This is a genomic window from Acidobacteriota bacterium (assembly GCA_039030395.1).
Taxonomy (GTDB): domain Bacteria; phylum Acidobacteriota; class Thermoanaerobaculia; order Multivoradales; family JBCCEF01; genus JBCCEF01.
Genome location: JBCCEF010000021.1, coordinates 71,838 through 87,775, shown reverse-complemented (window position 1 = coordinate 87,775; position 15,938 = coordinate 71,838). Strand labels below are relative to the sequence as shown.

General features: G+C 64.9%; 15 protein-coding genes and 1 tRNA gene. 9 read left to right on the top strand and 7 right to left on the bottom strand.

Annotated features, from left to right (window positions below):
• Positions 1–396 (top strand): acyl-CoA dehydrogenase (locus AAF481_16650; GenBank protein MEM7482805.1); only part of this gene is annotated, 396 nt, incomplete at its 5' end.
• Positions 397–598: 202 nt separating this feature from the next.
• On the opposite strand, the gene AAF481_16645 is transcribed toward AAF481_16650, so the two are convergent.
• Both AAF481_16645 and creD read right to left on the bottom strand, forming a co-directional pair.
• Positions 599–1,168, bottom strand: coding sequence for an NADPH-dependent FMN reductase (locus tag AAF481_16645; protein MEM7482804.1), 570 nt, complete (start codon positions 1,166–1,168; stop codon positions 599–601).
• 69 nt (positions 1,169–1,237) lie between these two features.
• Complete coding sequence (gene creD, locus AAF481_16640) at positions 1,238–2,623, bottom strand: cell envelope integrity protein CreD (protein ID MEM7482803.1); 1,386 nt, start codon at positions 2,621–2,623, stop codon at positions 1,238–1,240.
• Between the two features lie 300 nt (positions 2,624–2,923).
• Here creD and AAF481_16635 point away from each other — a divergent pair, with 300 nt between their 5' ends.
• The gene (locus AAF481_16635) at positions 2,924–4,414 is read left to right on the top strand and encodes a PQQ-dependent sugar dehydrogenase (protein ID MEM7482802.1); all 1,491 of its coding nucleotides are present in this window, start codon (positions 2,924–2,926) and stop codon (positions 4,412–4,414) included.
• Positions 4,415–4,643: 229 nt separating this feature from the next.
• Positions 4,644–5,798 (top strand): hypothetical protein, encoded by a 1,155-nt coding sequence (locus AAF481_16630; protein ID MEM7482801.1) that lies wholly within the window; start codon positions 4,644–4,646, stop codon positions 5,796–5,798.
• Here the strand turns inward: AAF481_16630 and AAF481_16625 are convergent.
• Positions 5,795–6,319 carry an SRPBCC family protein gene (locus tag AAF481_16625; protein MEM7482800.1) on the bottom strand — a complete coding sequence of 175 codons (525 nt, stop codon included), beginning with the start codon at positions 6,317–6,319 and terminating at the stop codon, positions 5,795–5,797. The two genes, AAF481_16630 and AAF481_16625, sit on opposite strands and share 4 nt — an antisense overlap.
• 67 nt (positions 6,320–6,386) lie before the next feature.
• Here AAF481_16625 and AAF481_16620 point away from each other — a divergent pair, with 67 nt between their 5' ends.
• Positions 6,387–8,774, top strand: a complete 2,388-nt coding sequence (locus tag AAF481_16620) for an FAD-dependent monooxygenase (protein MEM7482799.1) — start codon at positions 6,387–6,389, stop codon at positions 8,772–8,774.
• An 11-nt stretch (positions 8,775–8,785) separates the two neighbouring features.
• Complete coding sequence (locus tag AAF481_16615; protein MEM7482798.1) at positions 8,786–9,277, top strand: acyl-CoA thioesterase; 492 nt, start codon at positions 8,786–8,788, stop codon at positions 9,275–9,277.
• Here the strand turns inward: AAF481_16615 and AAF481_16610 are convergent.
• The 3 genes from AAF481_16610 to AAF481_16600 form a co-directional block, all read right to left on the bottom strand.
• Positions 9,265–9,618, bottom strand: coding sequence for a hypothetical protein (locus AAF481_16610; GenBank protein ID MEM7482797.1), 354 nt, complete (start codon positions 9,616–9,618; stop codon positions 9,265–9,267). The two genes, AAF481_16615 and AAF481_16610, sit on opposite strands and share 13 nt — an antisense overlap.
• A gap of 226 nt (positions 9,619–9,844) precedes the next feature.
• The gene (locus AAF481_16605) at positions 9,845–12,301 is read right to left on the bottom strand and encodes a tetratricopeptide repeat protein (protein ID MEM7482796.1); all 2,457 of its coding nucleotides are present in this window, start codon (positions 12,299–12,301) and stop codon (positions 9,845–9,847) included.
• Between the two features lie 29 nt (positions 12,302–12,330).
• Entirely contained in the window at positions 12,331–12,774 is a 444-nt protein-coding gene (locus AAF481_16600) for a DUF6526 family protein (GenBank protein ID MEM7482795.1), read from the bottom strand.
• A gap of 324 nt (positions 12,775–13,098) precedes the next feature.
• Here AAF481_16600 and msrA point away from each other — a divergent pair, with 324 nt between their 5' ends.
• Positions 13,099–13,749, top strand: coding sequence for a peptide-methionine (S)-S-oxide reductase MsrA (gene msrA, locus AAF481_16595; GenBank protein ID MEM7482794.1), 651 nt, complete (start codon positions 13,099–13,101; stop codon positions 13,747–13,749).
• 159 nt (positions 13,750–13,908) lie between these two features.
• A tRNA-Thr gene (locus tag AAF481_16590) sits at positions 13,909–13,983 on the top strand.
• Positions 13,984–14,121: 138 nt separating this feature from the next.
• On the opposite strand, the gene AAF481_16585 is transcribed toward AAF481_16590, so the two are convergent.
• The gene (locus AAF481_16585; protein ID MEM7482793.1) at positions 14,122–14,370 is read right to left on the bottom strand and encodes a helix-turn-helix domain-containing protein; all 249 of its coding nucleotides are present in this window, start codon (positions 14,368–14,370) and stop codon (positions 14,122–14,124) included.
• Positions 14,371–14,788: 418 nt separating this feature from the next.
• Here AAF481_16585 and AAF481_16580 point away from each other — a divergent pair, with 418 nt between their 5' ends.
• Complete coding sequence (locus AAF481_16580; GenBank protein ID MEM7482792.1) at positions 14,789–14,932, top strand: hypothetical protein; 144 nt, start codon at positions 14,789–14,791, stop codon at positions 14,930–14,932.
• Positions 14,933–14,989: 57 nt separating this feature from the next.
• On the top strand, positions 14,990–15,148 hold the full coding sequence (locus AAF481_16575; protein ID MEM7482791.1) for a hypothetical protein: 159 nt from the start codon (positions 14,990–14,992) through the stop codon (positions 15,146–15,148).
• Positions 15,149–15,938: the final 790 nt, after the last annotated feature.

Below are 15,938 nucleotides of genomic sequence, written 5' to 3'. Positions count from 1 at the left end.
GGTATGGCGACCCGGGCCCTCGATGAGGCCCTCTCCCACGCCAAGGCGCGAAGGCAATTCGGAAAGCCGCTGGCGGATTTTCAACTCATCCAGCAGAAGATCGCCCGCATGGCGACGGACCTCACCGCCGCTCGCCTGCTCACCTACCGCGCCGCCGCGGCGGCCGACGCCGGAGCCGAGCGGGTGACTCTGGAAGCGGCGATGGCGAAGTCCTTCGCCACCGAAGCGGCGCAGCGCATTGTGGACGACGCGGTGCAGATCTTGGGCGGCCGCGGGGTGGTGGACGACCACCCGGTGGACCTCCTCTACCGCTCCGTCCGGGCGCTCCGGATCTATGAGGGCACTACCGAAATCCAGTCGCTGGTGATCGCCAAGCAGGTGCTAGCAGGTTGCTGAAAAAGGCCTTCGGCCTATCATTTCAGCTGCCCTGCTAGCTTTCTTTTCCAGGGGGCTGGGCGCCCCCTCACCCGAAAACACCAGTGTTTTCGGGCTCACCCCGTCCTCGGCGCCTCTGGCGCCGCCGAGCCCTATGGGCTCGGTAGCAGGGTGCTGAACGCCCTATCGTAGTTTTCCAGCACCCTGCTAGGTCGCTAGCAGGTCATTTCCGCATCCGCTGCACCCACCCTGCAAAGGCCTCCAGATAGCGTGTCAGGTGGGCCCGCGTCGGCTCGTCCGTCAGGCGCAGATCGGCGTCGAATTTCTGGCCGGCGCCAGAGATAAAGAGCATCGGCTGCGCCATTACCGCGCCGTTCAGTCCCACCAGCGTCTGCCGGAGTTGGTACTGCGCGGCGCGGGTGCCCAGAGTGCCGGGGGTAGCACCCATCACGCCGATCGGCCGGCCGTCGAAGGACTGCGGCTTGGGGGGGCGGCTCAGCCAGTCGACGGCATTCTTCAAGCCGCCGGGGACGCCCTGGTTGTATTCCGGGGTAGCGATCAGCAGTCCGTCGGCGGACTCGACCGCTTCCCGCAAGGCCTTCACCGCATCCGGCACCCCCTGGTCTTCGACGTCGCCGTCGTAGACCGGCAGATCGTTCAACCCGACGATCCGGATGTCCAGGGACGGCGGCGCCAGTTCCGTGGCGGCCACCAGCAAGGCCCGGTTGACGGATCCGCGGCGCAGGCTGCCGGCGATGGCGGTGACCTGCAATCTCTCCTCGGGGTGGCTCATGGACTCCTCCTCCAGATGAATGTCTGGCGGCGAGGATATCCGAAGTGAGTTCGCCCATTCGGAGTACGCCTACACCGGCGCACCGGCGCCGGAAGACGGACCGTGATCTCCCCGGAAGCGCAGCGAAAACCAGTCGAGGTTGCGCGTCGCCATCATGATCAGCGCCACCACCGCGAACAGTCCCACCGCACCCACCAACAGCGCGTAGTCCTCGAGCTGGAGCAGGATGTAGAGATAGCCGTAGAGCAGCGAGAGGCTACCCAGGATCCAGCCCGCACGGCTCCCTCCCAACAGGCTGCGCGAATAGCCGGCGATCAACAGCACCGTCGCCACCGCCGCCAGGGCATAGGCCAGGCCGAAGCCGAAGTGCTCCGACAGTGCGAGCAGCAACACGTAGAACAGCGACAGCGCGAATCCAACCAGCAGGTACTGCACCGCATGGAGCCGCGAACGGCTGAGGAGTTCGAGCAAGAAGAAGGTGCCGAAGGTGAGAATGATGAACAACACCGCATACTTCACCGATCGCTCGGTCTGCTGATAAGCGTCCGCCTCCAGCACCAAGGACACCCCGAAGGCCGACGAGGTGAGCACGTGGGGCTCTACTTCCTTCGTCCAGCCCACCTCGGGGAAGCCCCGGCCGAAGGACGGCACTTCCCAGGCGGCGGAGAACCCCTGGTCGCTGATCTGCCGCTCCGCCGGCAGGAAGGCGCCGGTGAAGCCGGGCGCCGGCCAGGGCGACTCGATGCGCACTTCGGTCGTCGTACCGGCCGGCACGAAGAGCAAATCACCGGCGCCGCGCAGGGCCAGATCGAAGGCGAAGAACACCGTGTCGCCCACCGCCACCTGATCGAGATCCGGTATCGGAGTGTGGATTCCATAGCCCACCTGCCCCGATCGTCCGACCCCCGGCTGGAGTTCCAAGGAGCGATCTCCCCAGGTGAGGTCCACCTCTTGGGTCAGGCCGCGCACATCCGGTACGCCCAGGGCCACCTCGGCGCGCGGCCAATCGACCTGGCGCCCTTCGGCCTCTACCTCGGGCATCTCGAAGGAACCCACCGCGCGCAGGTTCGCCTCATAGACCACCACCTCGAACAGGCCGCGATTGCGCACGTCGGGCTCGATGCGCCCGGTCCAGGTGAGTTTTGAGGGCAGGATCTGTAAGTCGTGGCTCTCCCACACGGTTCGGGTGGTCACCTCGCCGTCCACCGTTGCTGGCACCTCTACCGTGGAGCCGTCGTCGGCCTGTACCCGTTGGATGATAGGTACCTGGCGACCGATCCGCACCGGCAGGGTGAGCACCGGCCCGGTAAGGGCCTGCGGCCCTCCCCAGGTGCGGGTGATCTCGGCGGTGACCATATCCCGACGGGCCATCCGCTCGTGCACCAGCGACAGAATGCGCGACACCGGCAGCAGGAGCAGCAGCACCAGAAAGCCGAGCATGGCGAGCTTTGCCACCGCCGACTCTCCGATGCGGCGGAGAAGGTGCGGCCCGGATCCGGCGGTCGAAGGCGATGTAGATGAGGCGTTAGAGTCCATGTCGATTTCCCCCCTTTCGCGATCATCAAACCAGCGCCCTGGGGCACGGCAGAGGTAGCCGATGGCGAAATCGAGGCAGTTCACGGCCCTGGCGAGGCGGACAGATTTCCCTATTTGGCCGCCGGCCTCCTACAGCCCGCCGTCGAATGCACTAGACTCGATGGGTTCAATCGCAGGGGCCCGTCCTCCCGATCTGGGAACCCAAGACTGGAGAATCTGATGACATCCCATAGCCAAGCACCCCCGAAGCACAACCGCCGAATCCCCTCCGCGCCCGGCGTTGCGACGCTGAGCGCTTTGCTCGCCCTCGTTCTGCTCGTAGCAGTCCCCGCCGCCCACGGCGCCACGAGTTGTTTCAGCGCCTCGTGCGCCACAAGCTGTACGCCCGATGCGCCGGTGGGCATCTCGACGGTGATTTCGGCCGGAGAATTTCCCGGCGGCGCCACCACCCCGGTCGCCTTCGTCGATCCGGAAGACGGCCGCGGCAAGCGGCTGGTCGCCACCCAGCAGGGCGCCATTCTGGTGTGGGACGGCGTCACCGAGTCCTTCCTGCCGACTTTCTTCCTCGATCTCAGGGACGACACCGGTGGCCCGGTGGAAGCCGGCGGCGAGCGCGGTCTGCTGGCCATGGCGGTCGACCCGGAGTACAAAGACAACGGCCTGTTCTACGTCTACTACACTCGGCGGGACCTCGGACCGGGCACCCGCGGTGACATCGTGATCGAGCGCTATCAGCGCTCGGCCGGAAACCCCGACGTGGCGGACCCGGGCTCGGCCTTGCCGATCATGACGATCAACCACCCGGCCGGCAACCACAACGGCGGCTGGCTGGCCTTCGGGCCGGACGGCTTCCTCTACATCTCCACCGGCGACGGCGGTGGCGGCTGCGACTCCGGCGCCGGCACCAACGGCGACGGCCAGCGCACGGACACCCTCGCCGGCAAGATGCTGCGCATCGACACCCGCGGCATCGATACCAACGCCACGGCACCGGACGATTGCGGGGTGGGCGCCACCAATTACACCGTCCCCTCGGACAACCCCTTCGCCGGCACCGAGCCGGCCTGCGACGAAGTGTGGGCCTATGGCCTACGCAATCCCTTCCGCTTCAGCTTCGATCGCGTCACCGGCGACCTCTACATCGGGGATGTGGGCCAGAACAAGTGGGAAGAGATCAACCTGCAAGCCGCCGCCACTCCGGCACCGGTGAACTTCGGCTGGGTATGCCGCGAGGGCTGCGAGACGGCCGGCAACAACGAGTCTGGATGCGCCACCGGCGGCTGTCCGCTGGACACCGGCACTACCTGTGAATTCCCGCGCACCGCCGGCAGCTACTACGATCCGATCCTCTGCCACTACAACGGCGGCTGGATCTCGATCATGGGCGGATATGTCTATCGCGGCACGGAGGTACCCTCGATCGTCGGCGACTACATCTACTCGGACGCCGCCTGCGGCCAGATCTGGAAAACCGACACCCTCAACCCGGCCAATCCGGCGGCGATCAGTGCCTCCTGCTGGGCCAGCGGCTTCGGTGGCGAATTCGGCTTCGCCGAGGACGGTCGCGGCGAACTCTACGCCGTGGTGGGCGGTGCCGGACGCATCGACTGCATCCACAACGGCGCCGGCTGCCCCTGGTCGAGCGGCGTCATCTTCGCCGACGGCTTCGAATCCGGCAACACCACCGTGTGGGACGCATCGGTCGAGTGAGTCCGCGCCCGTAGATCAGCTCGCTGGGGTGATCCCCGGGGGTAATACCCGGGATCACCCCACTTCCCTGCGAAGCGACGAGGGCGAAGAAGCCCTCCGTGACCACCGAACATTTGCTTCGGCGTCGCCCACGTCCCGTTCCACCATCGCGATCCCTTCGACCGCCTTGGTTTCCCAGGCGATCTCGACCTTCGAATGCGGTACAGCCTTCGCATAGGATCGGCGTGCGATGAGCCTTAGTTCACGGGAATACCTGGCGGTGACCCTGCTCGGTGGAGCCGTCCTCTGGACAGGCTGCGCCGGCGCCCCGAAACCGCGCACGGCGGGCTCTGTGGCGGCCAATGCCCGACCGACCGCCAACGAGGACGTGCCGGAGAGCGAAACCCCGCCCTCCGGCGACTTCGCCGAGGGCTTCGAACAGGGACCGGCGACGGAAGCGGAGGAAAAAAAGCCGTCTCTTCGGCATCTCTGCCGCGCCCAACACCCCGAGGAAGCCGCCAAGCGGCCCATGCTCGACAAGACGCGGACCAAACTGGAGGAAACCTTCTGTAGCGCCACCCTGTGGTTCGACGGCCTTCTCGGCGGCCAACCGGACCTGGACAACGCCCGGTCCGTCGCCGGCCGGTTGGAAGTCAACAACATTTACTCTGAGTACGAAGGCTACGACCCCAAGGTCCGGCTGCGCCTCAAGTACGATCTGCCTAATCTCGAGAACCGAGTCAACCTCTTCCTCGGCCGCGAGGACGAAGAGGAATTCGTCCAGGATCGGCAGCAGACCTTTCCGATTCGATCCTCGGTCTTCGACCTCGAGACCGAGGACCGATGGCTCGCCGGCCTCGGCTACTCGCCACCGGGCAAATACACCGATCGGCTGGATTTTCGCGTCGGTGGGCGAGTGAAGTCGGCACCTGAGATCTTCCTGCAGGGACGACTTCGCCGCAACTACTTCGTCGGAGCGAACACCGTCTGGCGATTGCGCGAGACGGTGTTCTACGAGAATCGAGACGGCTTCGGCTCCACCACCAGCGCCGACCTCGACTATGTTCTGAAACCGGACCTCCTCCTGCGCTGGGGCAACGTCGGCACCTTCTCGGAAGCGACCACCGGCCTCAACTGGCGCTCGCGGGTGCTGATCTTTCAGAACCTCCGAAAGAGAAAAGGGATCGCGTACGAAGGATTCATTCGAGGCTCTACGGACAGCGTGGTCCCGATCCGGGAATACGGAATACGAGGCGTTTACCGCCAGCCGGTCTTCCGTGAATACTTCTTCGGGCTGGTCACTGCCGGCTACTCCTTCCCCCGGCGACCGGATGATGAAGCCCGCGAGGGTTCCGCCATCGTCGGCATCGGCATCGAACTACACTTCGGCGACGACCCCTACTAGGAAGACGGCTGAATGCGCGCAGCGCTTTTTTGGCTGCCCCCCTCGTGTTCCGGCAAGAATTCCTGCCAGGCATCGGATTCCGCGATGCGGCGGATCACCTCGCCGCGACTTTCGATAAACCGTCTCAAGTAGGCAATCAACACCAGCCGGTCGACCGCCTTGCCCAACCAGCCCAAGGGTGCCTCGAAATCGAGCACATCGCGCATCATCGTGCCGAACTTGAGCGCCTCGAAGTGATGGTCGTGATGGAAGTGCGAGAAGGCGCCGGCGACCATCTCGTCACGGAAGTAGCGAGGTGGATCGAAGCGGGTAATGCGGCTGGTCAGTCGTTGGCGAATCCCGAAGTGGCGCGCGCTCCAGGTGACTTCTTCACCAGCTCCCAGCAGGCCGGAGACAACTCCTCCTACGGCCCGCTCGCGCGTCTTGCTCGTGCTCTCCAGATGGAGTTCGACGGACCGCGCGAGGTCGAATACCCGCGGCCGCGGCGCTGCGATCCTGACTCGAGTCTCGAAGCAACCCATCTTCAAAGCCTACCCTAGACTTCGGTAACAAATCTCCAGGTCAACCGGGTACCAGTACAATCCCCTCATGAAAATCGTCAGCATTGGTGGTGGCCCGGCGGGCCTGTATTTCGGCATCCTGATGAAGAAGGCCTTCCCGGAAACGGAGATCCGCATTCTGGAGCGGAACCGGCCGGACGACACCTACGGTTGGGGCGTCGTGTTCTCGGACGAAACCCTCGAGAACTTCGAGGCGGCGGACGGGCCGACCTATCGGGAGATCACTCGACACTTCGTCCACTGGACGGACATCGAGACCTTCCGTCAGGGCACCCGCACCGTTTCCACCGGTCACGGCTTTTCGGCCCTTTCGCGCCGGACCCTGCTCTCGATCCTTCATGCCCGCTGCCGGGAGTTGGGGGTGCAGCTCGAATTCGAGCGCGAAGTCGAGTCCCTCGATGAGTTCCACGACGCGGATCTCATCCTCGGAGCCGACGGCGCCAATAGCTGGGTACGTCGTGAAGTGGCCGAGCACTTTCGGCCGCGCCTCGACTGGCGGCGGGCCAAATTCACCTGGCTCGGTACGGACAAGCCGCTCGATGCCTTCACCTTCATCTTCGAGCCGACGGAGCACGGCCTGTTCCAGGTACACGCCTATCCCTTCGAGCACGGTCCGGAGGGAGATCTCTCCACCTGGATCGTCGAGTGCCGGGAGGAGACCTGGCGCGCCGCCGGCCTCGACCGGGCGACGGAGGAGGACACCGTCGCATTCTGCGAACGCCTTTTCGCCGAGCATCTCGGTCCCCATCGGCTGCTCGCCAACCGCTCCATCTGGCGCAGCTTCCCCACCGTCCAGTGCGAAAGCTGGTACCACTCGGGCGGCTCCGGGCGAAACGTCGTCCTGCTCGGCGATGCCGCTCACACGGCGCACTTCTCCGTCGGCTCCGGCACCAAGCTGGCGATGGAGGATGCGGCGGCGCTGGTGGAGGCCTTTCAAGAGCACCGGGGGGCGCCGGTCCCACAGATCCTCGATGCCTACGAGAACGAACGCTGGGTCGAGGTGATCAAGCTCCAGAAGGCCGCCCAGACTAGCCTGGAATGGTTCGAGAATTCCGACCGCTACCAGGAACAGGATCCGGTGGAGTTCACCTTCAACCTGATGACCCGCAGCAAGCGCATCACCTACGACAACCTCGCCGAGCGGGATCCGGAACTGGTGCGCCAGATCAACGAGTGGTACTGCCGCGACCGCGGCGTGGAGCTGCCCCCCGGAGCCGAAGCACCACCGCCGGCCTTCGCACCCTTTCGGCTCAAGGACCTGGAGCTCCACAACCGCATCGTCGTCAGCCCGATGTGCCAGTACTCCGCCGAGGACGGCCTGATCGACGACTGGCACCTCGTCCACCTCGGCAGCCGGGCGGTCGGCGGTGCCGGACTGATCATCACCGAGATGACCGACGTCTCCCCGGACGGCCGTATCACCCCCGGCTGCGCCGGCCTGTGGACCGACCAGCAGGAGGCCGCCTGGCGCCGGGTGGTGGACTTCGTCCACGGCCAGACCGCCGCCAAAATCGGCATTCAGCTCGCCCACGCCGGGCGCAAGGGCTCCGTCTGCCATCCCTGGCTGGGCGAGGACATTCCCCTCACCGAGGACGAGGGTGCCTGGCAAACCCTCAGTCCCTCGGCGGTGCCGTACTACCCCCACTGGCCGGCTCCCAAAGCGATGGACCGCGGTGACATGGATCGGGTGACGGCGGCCTTCGTCCGGGCCACCGGAAGGGCCCTCGCCGCCGGCTTCGACCTGGTCGAGATCCACATGGCTCACGGCTACCTGCTGTCGAGCTTCCTGTCGCCGCTCTCCAATCTGCGCCGGGACGAGTATGGGGGCTCGCTCACCAACCGCCTGCGCTACCCGCTCGAAGTGCTCTCCGCGGTGCGCGCCGCCTGGCCCGCCGAAAAGGTGCTGGCGGTGCGCGTGTCGGCCAGCGACTGGATGGACGACGGTAGCGGCATCACCCCGGAAGACACCGTCGAGATCGCCCGCCATCTGCGGGACGCCGGCTGCGATCTGCTCGACCTCTCCTCCGCCGGCAACTCACCGGAGTCGCTGCCGGAGTACGGCCGCATGTACCAGGTTCCCTTCGCGGAAAAGGTGCGCTTCGAAACGGATCTGCCGGTGATGGCCGTCGGCGCCATCCAGGGCGTCGACCATGCCAACACGGTGCTCGCCGCCGGCCGGGCGGACCTCGCACTGATGGCGCGACCCCACCTCCACAATCCGTATTTGACCCTGCACGAGGCGGAGCGCTACGAACTGTGGGATCACCCCTGGCCGGGGCAGTACCTCCTGGGCCGCGCTACCCCGCCCAAACCGAGCAAGCGGCGCAAGCTGCGGCCGCTGTCGCCGATGGGTCCACGGCGCGAAGCCTTGGATGAAACCCAGGTCCCCACCCCAGCCGGCGCCGCAGCGGAGTGAGGGCCGGGGAGATGGCCGGAGACGTCGGTCCACGCAGCCGGTTCACGGTGCGCTTTGGCGACGTGGATACGGCGGGCATCGTCTACTACCCGCGCATCCCCCACTACTTTCATGTGGCGATGGAGGAAGCCTTCGGCCGCGATCTCGGGCTGCCCTACGCGCAGCTCATCAACGAGCAGAAGCGCGGCTTGCCGGCGGTTCGCCTAGAGGTGGACTACCGGCGGCCCCTCGCCTACGGCGACGAGATCGAGGCCGAAGCGCGCATTCTGGATCTCGGCCGCACCTCCGTCACCTGGCGCTTTCGGCTCTACAAGAGCAACGGTGAGCTGGCGGTGGAAGGTCGAGTGGTCACCGTCTGGATGGACCTGGAAAGGTTCGGGAAGGAAGAGCTTCCGGCGGAGCTGCGGCGGAAACTCGAGGGCTTGAAAGTCGAGAGAGGATCGCGGGCCGGAGTCGGTCCTGCGCCGCCCCCAGCCCGCGACCGACCGCGTCACCAGCCGTAGCCGCAGCCCCAGGTCAGCGGCGAGCCGCCACACTCACAGACATCCGGCTCGTACTGATTGTGCTGACAGAAAGTGCGTGCTCCGTAGCTCGGACACGACTGCCCGTGGAGCCAGGCGCAGGTGTTGCGATTGCTGCGATTGGTTTCGGAGTCCTTGATCTCATCCGATTTCAGGTTGCCCGGCGACGGCTGCTGCTCAATCAAGGTGCCGCGTTGTTCGTCACCGTCGGTAGCCGCGGGAACGGCTGCTCCACCAGAGTGCTGCTCTCCGGCGAAGGCCAGTGCGCCGGTCAAAACGAGGGAGAGACCAAGAAACAAGATCATCCAACTTCTAGTTCTCATCGCGTACCTCCTTGGAACGGTTGGGTTGGCGAGGGGCCACCAACGGGCAGCCCTCAAGGTCATGCCATCTCTTGACCCCTTAGGGTCAAAGCATGCATACATTGCCAAATTTTTATTTATCAGTCAACTTGACATACGCCGGAATGCGGGAGCTCCTGACACCAGAAGCACATCGATTCCGGTCCCTGACTCTGGGCCGTGGCTCTGGACTTGGAGCCAATGGAAACTACAAGGACTCAGTCGCCAGCCGATTCGCCACCTGGCGCTGCTCTCGGGCCTCCGTCTCGCGCCCGGTGGCCGCGTAGAGCAGGCTCAGCGCCACACGATAACGCCTCTCCCCCGGCGACAGCTCCACCGCCCGCTCCACCGCCCGGATCGCTTCGCTCGGGTTTCCGGCCTGGTCATAGGCAATGCCTAGATTGAAGTAGGGGTCGGCGAACTCAGGCGCCGCGGCGATCGCCGCCACCAGCCTCTCGCTCGCTTCCTGCAGGCGTCCCTCGGAGGCCAGGATCACGCCCAAATTGTTGAGCGCCTGGGCGTGACCGGGGTCGACGGCGATGGCCTCCTCGTAGGCGCCCTTGGCGGCCGCTCGATCGCCGGTCTCGGCGAAGAGCACGCCGCGGTTGTACCAGGCTTCGGGATCATCGGGATCCGTCTCGATCGCCTCGTCGAGCACGGCTCCGGCCTCTCCCAGGCGTCCTTGGCGGGCCAGGGCCACGGCGAGATCGGTACGCAGGGCCGGGAAGTCCGGCGCCAAGCGCAGCGCCTCCCGGAGAGCCGCTTCCGCCGCCGGCCAGTCCTCCCCGCGGCGATGGGTCAGGGCCAGACTGCGGTAGATCTCGGCGGCCCTCGGCCGTAGCGCCAGGGCCTGTTCCAGAGCCTGCCGGGAGGCCTCGAGGCGCCCCGCCTCGCGCAGCACCACGCCGAGGTTCTGATGCGCCTCGGCGTACTGCGGTCGAAGGCGGATCGCCTCCTCCAGCGCCTGAACGGCATCGTCGGAGCGTCCCAGACGTCCGAAGGTGACGCCGAGATTGAACCACCCCTCAGCCCGCTGCGGGGCGAGTTCCGCGGCCCTTTGCAACTGCTCCATCGCCGCCGCCAAACGTCCTGTCTTCTGGTAGAGGATGCCGAGATTGAGATGCAGCTCCGGCTCGTCCTCCAGCACGGCCGCCGCCCGCTGAAGGGGCGCCTCGGCCTCCGCCAATTTGCCGGCCCAGCCGAGAACCTTGGCGAGGTTCAGGTCTCGCCGAGCGTAATATTCGCGGTCAATGGTCGCGACGTAGGCTTCCACAATCGCCCGCCGGTCATCCTCCGGCAGGTCCCGCACCAGTCCCCGGTCCGCCATCCACCGCTGAATCTCCGCCGCCAGGCGGGCGTGGACTTCCAGATCCGGATGCACGTGATCGAGCAAAAACTCGTTGCCCAGCAGGCCGTGGCCGAAGCGTTCGCGGGACTCCTCCTCGATCAATCGCCGGAGAGGAATCCAACCCGCGCCGTTGCGTTCGGCGCCCACCGCGAGTTGCTGATGGATCGCTTCGAGAGCGCGGAGAGGGGCGACGTCCTGATCCTTCGCTTCGAGCAGTGCTCGGCGCACCAACGCTTCTCCTGTCGGATCTAGGGGTGGTTCGTCGAAGCGCGCCCGGCCAAGGCGGAACCAAGCGTCCGCGAAGCGGGGGTCAAGAGCCACGGCCTGTTCGAAGGCGGCTTCGGCGGCCGACCGATCATCCGCGGCGAGCGCGGCGAAGCCTCGATTCATCGACTGCTCGAAGGCTCGCCGCTCCTCCGGCTCGGAGACCGAGGGTCCGGGCTGCGACTTGAAGGGCGAGAAATCCCGCAGATTCTCCACCGGGTCGACAAATAGAATCTCCGCCCCGGCCTGCCGGGCGAGGGCTACCATGCGGTCGAGGTTGGCATCGAGATGAGCCACCACCGACCGCTCCAGTTCCTCGTCCCGTTGGTAGCGTTCGAGCCCGGTCCAGCCATCGAGCTTGGTCTCGACCTCGGCGCCGAGGGTGATCTTGTCGCCCTCCGCCGCCTCTTTCGGCGACGTCGCGCGCCGCAGAAGGGTGGCGAAACGCCGGCGACCCAACCACGACCGGAATCCCTGGACGGAGGTGTTGGCGCGCCGCAAGTCAGCGTAGCTGCGTTCCTCCAGAAACTCGTTGTGACCGGTGTAGACCACGAACAGATCCGGCTCGTACCGTGCCAGTTCGCGCATCAACAGCGCCACCCGGTAGCTGGCGTAGGAGATAGCGCCGGCATTCACGACTTGCCATTCGCGCTGCGGCTCGGCGGCCTTCAAGAAACGTTCGAGCCACGCGGCGAAAGCGACATGGTGATCGTAGGGCCGGCCGGCGGTGGTCGACCCACCGAGGGTGAACACCCGGTAGGCGCCGGAGGCCTTGTCGACGGGAAAGCGCTGCGCATTGAAGAAAGCCAGCTTGGCGGGCCGGGTGGACCACCACGCGCGGCCGTCGTCGTCACGCACCCGCTCGAAGAGGTCGCTACCCGGCGCGAAGCCGACAAAGGGGTCGTCCCCCACCTCCTCGCCACCCAGCCCCGCCAGGGCCAATACCCCCTCCAAAACCACCAGCAGAGCGAGTGCGAGGCCGAGGCCGAAAGCCAGCGACAGCCCCCGACGGGAAAGGGATCGACGAGGCGATGATGCCCCCTTAGAACTCAACCTGTCGCCCTCCGTCGGCCGTCATCGCCCTAGACCCGACAGTGATCGGGGCGCCAGTTTTGGATGCGCTGCTTGATCGCCTTCTGGCTCAAAACCTCGTTCAAGGCCGCATGGGCCAGCTCAGGGAGTTCTTCGTCCGAAGCAAAGCGCAAACCGATGAGCTGTTGGACGGTGAGTTCGTCGATCCGCCCGCGGAGCTTGTGGTCCGCCGGCAGCACCCGATCGAGCCGCATGCGTTCCTCCAGGCGGATCAAGCGATCCTGCGCCGCCAAGGCGAAGATGCGGGCATAGAGAAGAGCGCCCAAGAGGACGAACGTCATTACGACACCCAGCGCCGTAACCACTCCCGGAGCGCGCCACAAGTTGTAGAGCTGGTAGGCCAGCAGCACCAGCCAGGCCCCGGTCAACACGAAGTGATACATCGGTACATAGCGGGCATGATTCGAATAATTTTGAGTCTTGGTGTCAGGCATGATTCCCCTCCAAATATGTGTTCAATGATGTCGTGGTCTTGGCCTCCGACCTCCGGGCTACTGCTGTCCAGTGCTGTCCAGTTTTTCCGCCATCGATCCCGCTCTCCGCCGGGGTGTCACTCCGCCGGCCGCTCCATTGTACGGCGAGGGAACCACCGGCTTCACCCGCGAATGCCCAACCGCCCCCGCCCGGCCGCCGGAGCCCAGTTCCAGCAACCGGCACCGACCGGGAATGTCGGGGACTCGGACCACGTTTCCTAGGGAGCACGCCGACAGGAACGCGGCAACAACGCACCCGCCGATCCCGACTCCCGAGGAAAACCGATGCCTTTGTTCAGCCAGAAAACCCTCGACCTTCCCAGTCCCGAGAACGCCCTACCCGGTCGCGAAGAGGCCATCGCTGTGCCCGCCAAGCACTATGTCCTCGACACCCCCCTCGCCCCGCCGTACCCGGAGGAATACGAGACCGCGCTCTTCGGCATGGGATGTTTCTGGGGTGCCGAGCGAAAATTCTGGCAAGCGGAAGGCGTGTACACCACCGCCGTGGGCTACGCCGGCGGCTTCACCCCCAATCCGACCTACGAAGAGGTCTGCTCCGGGCGCACCGGCCACACGGAGGTCGTCCTCGCGGTCTGGAACCCGGCCGAGGTCGCCTTCGAAAAGCTGCTCAAGGTGTTCTGGGAGAACCACGACCCGACCCAGGGCATGCGCCAGGGCAACGACATCGGCACTCAGTACCGCTCCGCCCTCTACACCACCACCGACGCCCAGCGCCGCGCCGCCCTGGCCTCCAAAGAGGCCTACCAGCAGCACCTCGCCGCAGCCGGCCACGGCAACATCACCACCGAAATCCTCGACGCCCCCAGACTCTTCTTCGCCGAGGACTACCACCAGCAGTACCTGGCCAAGAATCCCGGCGGCTACTGCGGCATCGGCGGCACCGGCGTGAGCTGCCCGGTGGGCGTGGGCGCCTGAAGCCTGGATTTCTCATCGGCGACCGAAGCGGGGCCCGTAGGTCGCCGGTGAGAAAGGCAGGCTAGCCGCGCCTCGATTGCACCCGCCGCCGACATCGCCTAAAATCCCCGAGCCGCGCGGACCCGGTTCTCCCAAAGCCACCGCGCACTCCCACCCAAAGCCACCGTAGCTCAGGGGTAGAGCAGCTGATTCGTAATCAGCAGGTCAGCGGTTCAAATCCGCTCGGTGGCTCCAAATTATCTCTTTTCTTTTCAATATTTTGTGATCCTAGTCGACATCAAGGACTCGCCGGCACCTCGCAGCTGCGTCACCATGGCGTCGACAAACTCTTTGCGCTTTTCCACGATTCAATAGGCTCCGCTACCCCGCCGGTCATTCACTGGTATCGGCCCTAGTTCGCTCATCCATCCACGCATCGAGATCCTCCCGGTGGTACACGACACGCCTCCCGAGCTTGACGAAGGGAGGCCCGCCGCCACGAGAGCGCATTGTCTCTAGGGTCGCAGGTGCGAGGCCGAGATACTCGGCAGCAAGCAGCGCAGGGAGTGCTCCAGGGTCACTCCAGTCATGTGGCGGCTGTACGGCCTCACGTCTCGACGGAGCCGTCCGCTCTTCTCCCACGATGAGGTGGTCAACAAAGCGGATGCCGAGCAGGTCGGCCGCGTCCTCGGTGCGACTGGTGAACACCCTGAACCGCCCCGGTTTTCTCGGAGGCGAGGTGGCACTTCTGAAGTCCCTATGACCCCCAATCTGCCAATCGCTCCAGAGCGATTGACGAAGCTCTTCACGGTGGGCGTCTCATCACGGTCCTCTCGCTGGTTCTCATGGCTGACGTCCATTGCCGGGGGCAAAGCCGCTCTCCTGACCGTGAACTCGACTCTCTAGCGAGAGAATTTCCCCAATTGTAAACATTTGATCCCATACTCTCTATATGAGCATAAGAAATTGTTGACATTTACTAACAAGTTTATTATAATAAATTAATACACCATACAAATGTATGGACTCATAGAAACCCGTATCCCGATTGGAGGACGCAATGGCTGAGAAGAGCAAGGAAGCGATGGACGGAACCCTGCAGGATCTGCAGCTCGATCCGGAAGACCTCGACGCCGTGGCCGGTGGCACCTGTAACACCTGCTACAGCTCCTACGAGCCCGAGCTCCAGCTAGAAGACGCCTGAGTCTCGTTCTCGCAGAGTTGATCCCACAACAACCCTACATCCCGACTGGAGAAATCAATGGCTGACAACACCTCCCAGACCAAGGACGGAATGGACGAGACTCTGCAGGACCTGCAGCTCGATCCGGAAGATCTCGACGCCGTGGCCGGTGGCACCTGCAACACCTGCTACAGCTCCTATGAGCCAGAGAATCAAGAAGCCTTCGACCAGCTCTAGGTTAGAAGATCCTTCAAGGCAGGGCTGCGCTGATCCCGCTAGCCCTGTCCGGTGCGGCTTCCTGGCCCCTCGTCGGGGAGCCGCACTCGGGCCAAAACCTTGCCTCTGATCAAGGAGGAATCTGACCGCCGTGGACATCGACCGTGTGAACGACAGCGTCGAGCTTGCTTGGACCGAGAATGTTCCCTTTGCCGACTGGAGTTACCTTCGTCAACGGGTGACCGACAGCGTTCGTCGGCGCCTTGAGCTAGTCCAACAGTCTTTCCCTCAGGCGACCCCCGTGCTGGAGCAGCTCGATCTGCTAGACAACCCGACTTCCTCGCGCATCCTCGGGCATCCGTTTCTACGCGCCTTGGTCCTCGCCGCCTTCCGGCATCTAAAGGAGCCATGGGAGGTACTGAGTCGCGAGCAGATCGCGGGGTATTTCGAGGAGCTAGGGAGTCTTCTAGCCGAAGGCTGGCGAGGCGGAGACCTCTCTTCCCTCTCCCCCCTGCTAGTCGAAGACTGCGAAGAAGACGCAGCCCCTCAAACCCTTTGGCAGTGGACTGGAGAACAGGAAGACCAGAACCTCACCGGAATCACCTGCACGGTCTTCCTGCAAAACAGTCCCAACTGTGTGTTTCGTCCTCCCACCGAAGAGGAGTCGGACAATCTCCGCCAGGGGATCGCACTTCTCCACCTTCTGCTACCCACTCTGACGCCGAGCGTCCTCCGCCATGTGGACGTGATCGCACTGATCAGCTCGAAGACAACCACCAGCAGAAGCGGATCCGATATCAATCCCCTGGCG

Excerpts from the sequence above, each read along its gene's own strand:
- AAF481_16645 (MEM7482804.1), bottom strand. The coding sequence starts at position 1,168 with ATGAGCCACCCCGAGGAGAGATTGCAGGTCACCGCCATCGCCGGCAGC.
- AAF481_16635 (MEM7482802.1), top strand. The coding sequence starts at position 2,924 with ATGACATCCCATAGCCAAGCACCCCCGAAGCACAACCGCCGAATCCCC.
- AAF481_16630 (MEM7482801.1), top strand. The coding sequence starts at position 4,644 with ATGAGCCTTAGTTCACGGGAATACCTGGCGGTGACCCTGCTCGGTGGA.
- AAF481_16625 (MEM7482800.1), bottom strand. The coding sequence starts at position 6,319 with ATGGGTTGCTTCGAGACTCGAGTCAGGATCGCAGCGCCGCGGCCGCGG.
- AAF481_16620 (MEM7482799.1), top strand. The coding sequence starts at position 6,387 with ATGAAAATCGTCAGCATTGGTGGTGGCCCGGCGGGCCTGTATTTCGGC.
- AAF481_16615 (MEM7482798.1), top strand. The coding sequence starts at position 8,786 with ATGGCCGGAGACGTCGGTCCACGCAGCCGGTTCACGGTGCGCTTTGGC.
- AAF481_16610 (MEM7482797.1), bottom strand. The coding sequence starts at position 9,618 with ATGAGAACTAGAAGTTGGATGATCTTGTTTCTTGGTCTCTCCCTCGTT.
- AAF481_16600 (MEM7482795.1), bottom strand. The coding sequence starts at position 12,774 with ATGCCTGACACCAAGACTCAAAATTATTCGAATCATGCCCGCTATGTA.
- msrA (MEM7482794.1), top strand. The coding sequence starts at position 13,099 with ATGCCTTTGTTCAGCCAGAAAACCCTCGACCTTCCCAGTCCCGAGAAC.
- AAF481_16580 (MEM7482792.1), top strand. The coding sequence starts at position 14,789 with ATGGCTGAGAAGAGCAAGGAAGCGATGGACGGAACCCTGCAGGATCTG.
- AAF481_16575 (MEM7482791.1), top strand. The coding sequence starts at position 14,990 with ATGGCTGACAACACCTCCCAGACCAAGGACGGAATGGACGAGACTCTG.